This is a genomic window from Terrabacter sp. P5_B1, from assembly GCF_056400505.1.
Genome location: NZ_JBFULD010000195.1, coordinates 1 through 8,008, shown reverse-complemented (window position 1 = coordinate 8,008; position 8,008 = coordinate 1). Strand labels below are relative to the sequence as shown.

General features: G+C 72.6%; 8 protein-coding genes. 3 read left to right on the top strand and 5 right to left on the bottom strand.

Translation table 11 applies throughout. The features are described 5' to 3' along the window. A partial coding sequence (locus AC1DP0_RS14240; RefSeq protein ID WP_478085203.1) for a sirohydrochlorin chelatase occupies positions 1 to 298 on the bottom strand: 298 nt, incomplete at its 3' end. Positions 299 to 495: 197 nt separating this feature from the next. Between AC1DP0_RS14240 and cobA the strand changes: the two genes are divergently transcribed. Beyond that, a complete protein-coding gene (cobA, locus tag AC1DP0_RS14235; protein ID WP_478085202.1) occupies positions 496 to 1,524 on the top strand; it encodes a uroporphyrinogen-III C-methyltransferase in 1,029 nt (342 codons plus the stop codon). Positions 1,525 to 1,592: 68 nt separating this feature from the next. After that, positions 1,593 to 2,726, top strand: a complete 1,134-nt coding sequence (locus tag AC1DP0_RS14230) for a uroporphyrinogen-III synthase (RefSeq protein WP_478085204.1) — start codon at positions 1,593 to 1,595, stop codon at positions 2,724 to 2,726. Here AC1DP0_RS14230 and AC1DP0_RS14225 read toward each other — a convergent pair. Further along, a complete protein-coding gene (locus AC1DP0_RS14225; protein ID WP_478085201.1) occupies positions 2,716 to 3,102 on the bottom strand; it encodes a winged helix-turn-helix transcriptional regulator in 387 nt (128 codons plus the stop codon). The genes AC1DP0_RS14230 and AC1DP0_RS14225 overlap by 11 nt on opposite strands. Before the next feature lie 96 nt (positions 3,103 to 3,198). Here AC1DP0_RS14225 and AC1DP0_RS14220 point away from each other — a divergent pair, with 96 nt between their 5' ends. Next, complete coding sequence (locus tag AC1DP0_RS14220) at positions 3,199 to 4,074, top strand: SDR family oxidoreductase (protein ID WP_478085200.1); 876 nt, start codon at positions 3,199 to 3,201, stop codon at positions 4,072 to 4,074. A 168-nt stretch (positions 4,075 to 4,242) separates the two neighbouring features. On the opposite strand, the gene nirD is transcribed toward AC1DP0_RS14220, so the two are convergent. The 3 genes from nirD to AC1DP0_RS14205 form a co-directional block, all read right to left on the bottom strand. Next, positions 4,243 to 4,665, bottom strand: a complete 423-nt coding sequence (nirD, locus tag AC1DP0_RS14215) for a nitrite reductase small subunit NirD (RefSeq protein ID WP_478085199.1) — start codon at positions 4,663 to 4,665, stop codon at positions 4,243 to 4,245. 18 nt (positions 4,666 to 4,683) lie between these two features. Next, positions 4,684 to 7,242, bottom strand: a complete 2,559-nt coding sequence (nirB, locus tag AC1DP0_RS14210) for a nitrite reductase large subunit NirB (protein WP_478085198.1) — start codon at positions 7,240 to 7,242, stop codon at positions 4,684 to 4,686. Continuing rightward, positions 7,242 to 8,008 (bottom strand): (2Fe-2S)-binding protein (locus AC1DP0_RS14205; protein WP_478085197.1); only part of this gene is annotated, 767 nt, incomplete at its 5' end. The genes nirB and AC1DP0_RS14205, both read right to left, overlap by 1 nt.

Genomic DNA, 8,008 nt, shown 5'->3' with positions numbered 1-8,008 from the left:
GGCCGAGCGCCGGCGCGACCGTGGTGCCCGGGGCGGCAGCTGCCGCCCCGGTGAGGTCGACGTAGACGTGGTAGCCGGCCGAGAGGAGCAGCGGAACCAGTCGCGCGGGTGCGGCGTCGTCGAGCGAGGACAGCACGGTTCCGGGTCCGGGCGGCTGCACGTCGACGAAGGCCGCCCGGACGGTCAGGTCCGGACGCCGCGCCGCCACGGCGGCGACGAGCTTTCCGATCGCTGACCGGCCGGCAGCCGAGGACGTGCCATGGGCCACCGCCACGAGCACGGGTGCTGGGCTGGTCATGGCCTCACTCTGTCAGGTCGGCACCGCGGGGTGACGGGCTGCGCGTCGCGGCGGAAGGCGCCCGCGCGAACGCACGACACGCACACGCTCGGGTGAGCAGCTCGTTACCAGGACATCGCCGGACGGAAACGCGGACGAAACACGCCCTTCCTAACCTTGGACCCGACGTGGAACGCGAGCTGCGACGGGAGGCCGCCGTGCTGATCGAGACCGACCTCACGGGCCTGCCCGTGCTCGTCGTGGGTCCGCCGGATCTGACGACCGCGGCGGTGCACCGCTACCGGCGGGCAGGCGCCGTCGTGTCGGTCGCCGCATCGCCCGGTGACGTGACGACACAGGCCTGCGAGCGGGCCCGGTTGGCGGTCCTCGTCGGACCGGCATCCACCTGGTCCGGGACTCGTGCGGCCCTCGCGGGGCRCTGCCCCGTCGTGACCGAACCGGCGCGGGAGGCGCCCCGTGGCCGGGTCGTCCTTGTGGGGGCGGGTCCCGGAGGGATCGAGCTGATGACGCTCGCCGGGATGCGCGCGCTCGCCGCCGCCGACGTCGTGCTGACCGACCGCCTCGCCGAGGTGGGAGACCTCGCCGACCTCGTGCCCGGGGCCGAGATCATCGACGTCGGCAAGCGGCCGGGGCGCCACGCCGTGCCCCAGGGCGAGATCGAGCGCATCATGGTCGAGCACGCGCTCGCCGGGCTCACCGTCGTGCGGCTCAAGGGCGGGGACCCCTACGTCTTCGGCCGGGGCGGTGAGGAGGTCGCCGCGGCCGTCGTGGCCGGGCTGCCCGTCACGGTCGTCCCCGGGGTCTCGTCGGCCGTCGGCGTGCCGGGCAGTGCCGGCATCCCCCTGACGCACCGGGGTGTCAGCCACGCCTTCACGGTTGTCTCGGGTCACGTGCCGTTGGAACCGCACCAGGCGACGGCGCTCGCGGATCTCGGCGGCACCGTCGTCTTCCTCATGGGGATGCACAACCTCGTGCCGCTGACGACGGCCCTGACGCGCGCCGGTCTCGCCGACGACACCCCTGCCGCGGTCGTGGAGCGCGGGTTCTCCCCGGACCAGCGCAGCATCGTCGGGACGCTCGCCACGCTGCCTGACCTCGCGGCACGGGCCGGCGCCTCCTCACCGTCGGTCATCATCGTCGGGGAGGTGGTCCGGCAGTCGGCCGTGTGGGACCGCCGTGTCGGGGCCGCCTCGGCCGCCGGGCTCCCCGTGGACGTCACCTCGTGAGCGAGCCGAGCACCCCGCCGGCCTCGGCGACGCGACACGGCCACCCGCATACGGCGTGGTCGGCGGACCTGACGGGACCCGACCGCGATGCCGCACGACTCGAGTCGACGGGACCGCTGCTCGAGGGCTTCCGGATCGCCGTGACGTCCGACCGTCGCTCCGCCGACCTCATCGACGCTTTCGTCCGCCGTGGGGCCGAGGTGCTCCACGCGCCCGCCGTCCGCATCGCCCCCGTCGAGGAGGACGAGATCCTCATCGGCGACACGCGCGCGATCATCGGGGCCCGCCCCGACGTCGTCATCGTCACGACCGCCTACGGCTTCCGGCGGTGGATCGAGGCCGCCGATGCTGCGGGCCTCGGTGAGGACCTCGCCCGAACGCTCGACCGTGCGCGCATCATCGTGCGTGGGCCCAAGGCGCGCGGGGCGGTCCGGGCGGCGGGTCACGACGACGACGGCATCGCCGACGACGAGCGCACGGCGTCGACGGTCAAGCTGGCCCTCGAGGGTGGTGTGGCCGGCCGGCGAGTCGCCGTCCAGCTGCACGGGCACGAGGACGTCGAGCAGCTCGGGCGGCTGCGATCTGCCGGGGCCTCGGTGCTGACCGTCGCGCCGTACCGGTGGGTGCGCCCGACGGACGAGAGCCGTCTGGGACGTCTCGTCGCCGCGGTCGCAGCCCGCGAGGTCGACGTCGTCACGTTCACGTCGGCCCCGGCCGTCGACGGACTCGTCTCTGCCGCAGCGCAGCTCGGTATGGACGGGGTGCTCGTCGAGGCCCTGCGGTGCGGCGTCACAGCGGCTGCGGTCGGACCGGTGACGGCGGCGCCGCTCCTCGACCTGGGTGTGACGCCCATCGTCCCGGACCGCTTCCGGATGGGCGCACTCGTCCGCACCGTCGTCGAGCACCTCACGCTCAACGGGGTCGCAGAGGTGCAGACCGCCCTGGGCCTGCTCGTCGTGCACGGCCGCGTCGTGAGGTTCGCCGGGGAGACGGTGACCCTGGCGCGCGGGCCGCGGGCGATGCTGGCGGCGCTGTTGTCCGAGCCGGGTGCCGTGCTGAGCCGTGAACGACTGCTCGACGAGCTGCCGGACGCCGAGAACGAGCACGCCCTCGACATGGCTGTCAGCCGGTTGCGCTCGGCGCTGCCCGACCGGCACCTCGTGCAGACGGTCGTGCGCCGCGGCTACCGCCTCAACGTGTAGCCGCAGCCTCGGCGTCGCCGACGATCGCGGGCGCGTGGTCGGCGATCCAGTCCATCAGGGGCACCATGCGCTCGGCCAGCTCGCCACCGCTCGCGGTGAGGGAGTACTCGACGTGCGGCGGGACGACCGGCCTCGCGTCGCGGTGGACGAGCCCGTCGGCCTCGAGCATGCGCAGTGTCTGGGCAAGCATCTTCTCGCTGACGCCCTCGGCGCGGCGACGCAGCTCGCTCCACCGGAGCGGTTCGCCCTCGGCCAGGGCGAGGATGACGAGCGTGCCCCACTTGCTCGTCACGTGGTCGAGGACGACGCGGCTGGGACAGTCGGAGGAGAAGATGCCGTCGGGGAAGTGCCGACGCAGGGTGGGACTAACTGTCATGTCAGTACCTTACTTCAAAGTGGGTACTAACTTCTGGGAAGTATGTTGACGAGGAGGCCGTTGGGAGGGATGTCAGTCCCACCCGAAAGGAACGTCATGACCCTTCTCGTCACCGGTGCCAGCGGCCACCTCGGCCGTCTCGTCGTCGAGGCCCTCCTCGAGCGCGGCACGCCGGCCGCCCAGGTCGTCGCCATCGCCCGCACGCCCGAGTCGATCTCGGACCTCGCCGACCGCGGCGTCCAGGTGCGCCGCGCGGACTACACCGAACCGGCGTCGCTCGATGCAGCATTCGCCGGCGTGGACCGGCTCCTGCTCGTCTCCGGCAGCGAGGTCGGCCAGCGGGTCACCCAGCACGCCAACGTGATCGATGCGGCGAAGCGTGCCGGCGTCGGGTTCGTCGCCTACACGAGCATCACGCGCGCCGACACCTCCGACCTGACCCTCGCCGCCGAGCACCGCGCGACCGAGGAGCTGCTCGCCGCCTCCGGAGTGCCGCACGCCCTCCTGCGCAACTCCTGGTACCTCGAGAACTACATCGGCCAGCTGCCCACGTTCCTCGAGCACGGAGCCGTCCTCGGTGGCGCCGGTGAGGGGCGCGTCAGTGCCGCGACGCGCGCCGACTATGCCGACGCCACCGCCGTCGTGCTCGCGGACCAGGACGGCCACGGTCACGAGGGCGCCGTCTACGAGCTCGGTGGCGACCACGCGTTCACGCTCGGTGAGCTCGCCGCGACGGTGGGTCGCGTCGCCGGTCGCGAGGTGGTCTACCGTGACCTGTCGGTCGCGGACCTCACGGCTGCGCTCGTCGCCGCGGGTCTGCCTGAGGGGTATGCCGGCGTGCTGGCCGACAGCGACCGCGGGATCGCCGAGGGTGCGCTGTTCACCGACACCGGCGACCTGTCGCGCCTCATCGGCCGACCCACGACGGACCTCGAGGCCGCCCTCCGCGACGCGCTCGTCACCACCGCCTGACCCACCCCGCTTCAACCGTCGAGAGGCCACGTGTGGCCGCTCCGCCCTGGTCGAGAGGCCAATCTCTGCCATCGGCACGACCGCAGAGATTGGCCTTTCGACGGGGAGGAAGCGGCCACACGTGGCCTKTCGACGGGGAGGAGGCGGCCATACGTGGCCCTTCGACGGTCAGGGGAGGGGGACGCCGATCCTCACGACGCCGTGCTGGACGCGGACGGCATACGTCGGCAGGGTGACGTCGGGGTCGTCGAGGGCGGCACCTGTGCGCAGCGAGAAGACCTGCTTGAGCAGCGGGGAGGCCACCGTCGGCTCACCGGCGCGGTCACCCGTGAGGCCGCGCGAGATGACCGCCGCGCCGGCGTAGGGGTCGAGGTTGTCGACGGCGTAGATCATCCCGGTGGTCAGCAGGAAGAGGGCGGCCTGCGCGCCACCGGGCAGGAGCACCGCCACGCCACGGCCCGGGACGAGCCGACCCACCGGGCAGGCGGCCACCCACTGCCGCATACCCGGAGCTGGCAGGATGCCTGGGCGGATGACGGTGCGTGAGGTGGTCGACACCGTGTCGACCGGCGTCATGGTGAGCGTTGTCATGGTGGGTTCCTCTGTGGCTCAGACGTTCTCGCGGATGGTGGGCAGGCCGAGCAGGACCGGCACCTTGCGGGGTCCGGACTCGTCGAAGGTGACGGTGGGGTCTGCCTCCTCGGGGGCGTTGACGAACGACACGAAACGCGCGCGCTTCTCGGGGTCGTCGAGCACCGCCTTCCACTCGTCCTGATAGCCCTCCACGTGACGGGCCATCGCGGCCTCGAGGTCGGCCGCGATGCCGAGGGAGTCGTCGCAGACGACGGCCTTGAGGTGGTCGAGACCGCCCTCGAGCGAGTCGAGCCACGGCGCCGTGCGCTGGAGCCGGTCGGCGGTGCGGACGTAGAACATGAGGAAGCGGTCGATGTAGCGCACGAGCGTGTCGTCGTCGAGGTCGCTCGCGAGCAGGCGCGCGTGGGCGGGTGTCTGGCCGCCGTTGCCGCAGACGTAGAGGTTCCAGCCCTTGTCGGTCGCGATGACGCCGACGTCCTTGCCGCGGGCCTCCGCGCACTCGCGGGCACACCCCGAGACGCCGAACTTGATCTTGTGCGGAGACCGGAGCCCGCGGTAGCGGTGCTCGAGGTCCACCGCCATGCCCACGGAGTCCTGCACGCCGTAGCGGCACCACGTCGACCCGACGCACGACTTCACGGTCCGCAGCGACTTGCCGTAGGCCTGCCCCGACTCCATGCCGACGTCGACGAGGCGCTGCCAGATCGCCGGGAGCTGCTCGACGCGAGCACCGAAGAGGTCGATGCGCTGGCCCCCGGTCACCTTGACGTAGAGGCCGAACTCCTTGGCGACCTGGCCGATCGTGATGAGCTGCTCGGCCGTCACCTCGCCGCCCGGCATCCGCGGCACGACGGAGTAGGTGCCGTTCTTCTGGATGTTGGCGAGGAAGTGGTCGTTGCTGTCCTGGAGCGCGGCCTGCTCACCGTCGAGCACGTGCTCGCTGCTCGTCGACGCGAGGATCGAGGCAACCGTCGGCTTGCAGATCTCACACCCGGTGCCCGTGCCGTAGCGTGCGACGAGCCCGGAGAAGGTGCGGATGCCCGTCGCCGAGACGATCTCGAAGAGCTCCGCGCGGCTCTGTTCGAAGTGCTCGCACAGCGCCTTGGACAGCTCGACGCCCGAGTCGACGAGGAGCTTCCTGACCGTGGGCAGGCAGCCGCCACAGGTCGCTCCGGCGTTCGTGCAACCCTTGATCGCGGCGAGGTCGCAGGCGCCCTCGCCGATCGCCCCGCAGATCGAGCCCTTCGTGACGTTGTTGCACGAGCAGATGACGGCATCGTCGGGCAGCGCGTCGGCGCCCAGCTCGGCACCGGCCGGGGACGCGAGCGCCCCGGGGTCGCCGGGCACCTCGCGACCGACGTACGCCTTGAGCGTGGTGTAGGCCGATGCGTCCCCCACGAGGATGCCGCCGAGGAGAGTACGGGCGTCGTCGCTGACGACGACCTTGGCGTAGGTGCCCTTCGTCGCGTCGGTGTGGACGATCTCGAGCGCCCCCGGCGTCGCGGCCATCGCGTCGCCGAAGGAGGCGACGTCGACGCCGAGGAGCTTGAGCTTGGTCGACAGGTCGGCGCCGGGGAAGGTCGCCTCACCGCCGAGGAGCCGGTCGGCGACCACCTCGGCCATCGTGTAGCCGGGCGCGACGAGGCCGTAGCAGCGCCCCTCGACGGCGGCGACCTCGCCCACGGCCCAGACGTGCTCGTCGCTGGTGCGGCAGGCGGTGTCGGTGACGACCCCGCCGCGCTCGCCCACCTCGAGACCTGCCGCGCGGGCGACCGCGTCGGAGGGTCGCACACCCGCGGAGAAGACGACGAGGTCGGTGAGCAGGGCCGTGCCGTCGGAGAGCTCGACCGCGAGGCGGCCGTCGTCCTGGGCCGCGATGGACTGCGTGCCCGCGCCCGTGTGCACCTGCACGCCGAGGTTGCTGATGAGGCCTTCGAGGACGACGCCGCCACCCTCGTCGACCTGGAGCGGCATGAGCCGGGGTGCGAACTCGACGACGTGCGGCGTCAGACCCAGCAGGCGCAGGGCGTTGGCGGCCTCGAGCCCGAGCAGTCCGCCACCGACGACGAGACCGTTGGCCTCGCGTCCCTCGGCGTGCGCGCGCTCGATGGCAGCCTCGGCCGCAGCCCRGATGCCGTCGAGGTCGTCGAGCGTGCGGTAGACGAAGCAGCCGAGGGAGTCGTGCCCCGGCACCGGCGGCACGAAGGGGTGCGAGCCCGTCGCGAGGACGAGCGAGTCGTACGCGATGACGTCACCGGCGCTCGTGGTGACGGTGCGCGCCTGTCGGTCGACGTGCTCGACGCGGGTGCCGAGTCGCAGGCCGACGAGGTCGTCACCTRCATACGTGTTGCCCGGGAGGGCGAGCGCACCGCGGTCCCACGCCCCGACGTAGGACGACAGTCCCACGCGGTCGTATGCCGCGTCCGCCTCCTCGGAGAGGACGACGACCTTCCACGTGCTCTCCGTGTCCCGCGACCGGAGCGCCTCGACGAAGCGGTGGCCGACCATGCCGTGACCGACGACGACGACGGTGCGGGTGGCGGTGCCCGTTGCGTTCTCGGGGGTGGTGGACATCATGCGGCTCCTTCGGTCAGGGCGGCGGGTGCCGACACCGGGTCGGGGGTCGTGGCGGCGGGCGGGACGGACGGGGCGGACGGGGTGGACTGTGGCTCGGACGAGCGGAGCCAGGTGCAGAGGCCGTCGACCGCGCCCTTGCACGAGCCGCAGCCGGTCGTGGCCCGCGTGGCCTCGGCGACCCCGGCGATGGAGTCCGCCCCGGCGCGGAAGGCACCGACGATGGCCGATTTCGTCACCGTGTTGCAGCGGCAGATGACCGCGGTGCGGGGCATCTCGGCCAGGTTCGCCGTCTCCGGGACCCCGGAGCGGGTCACCGCGCGACCGAGCATGAGCGCCAGACGATCCCGAGGGACGGCAGCGCCAGTGTCGTAGAGCTGGGTCAGGGCGCCGGCGGCATCGCCGACGCCGAGCAGGATCGCGCCGACGAGCCGGTCCTGGCGCAGGACGAGCTTGGCGTAGCGGCCGCGGCTCGGGTCGGTGAAGGTGAGCACCTCGTGGCCCGGGTCGTGCACGTCGACGTCGACGGTGCCCATGCTCGCGAGGTCGATGTCGTGGGCCTTGAGCCGCGTCAGGACGCTCGTGCCCTCGTAGACGGTCTCGGGGTCGACACCCGTGAGCACGTCGGCCAGGACGCGCGCCTGGTCCCAGCCGGGCTGCACGAGGCCGGGCACCTCGCCCCGGTGCTGGGCGCATTCGCCGATGGCGTGGACGTGAGGGGTCGAGGTGGCGAGCCGGTCGTCGACGACGACGGCACGGTCGACCT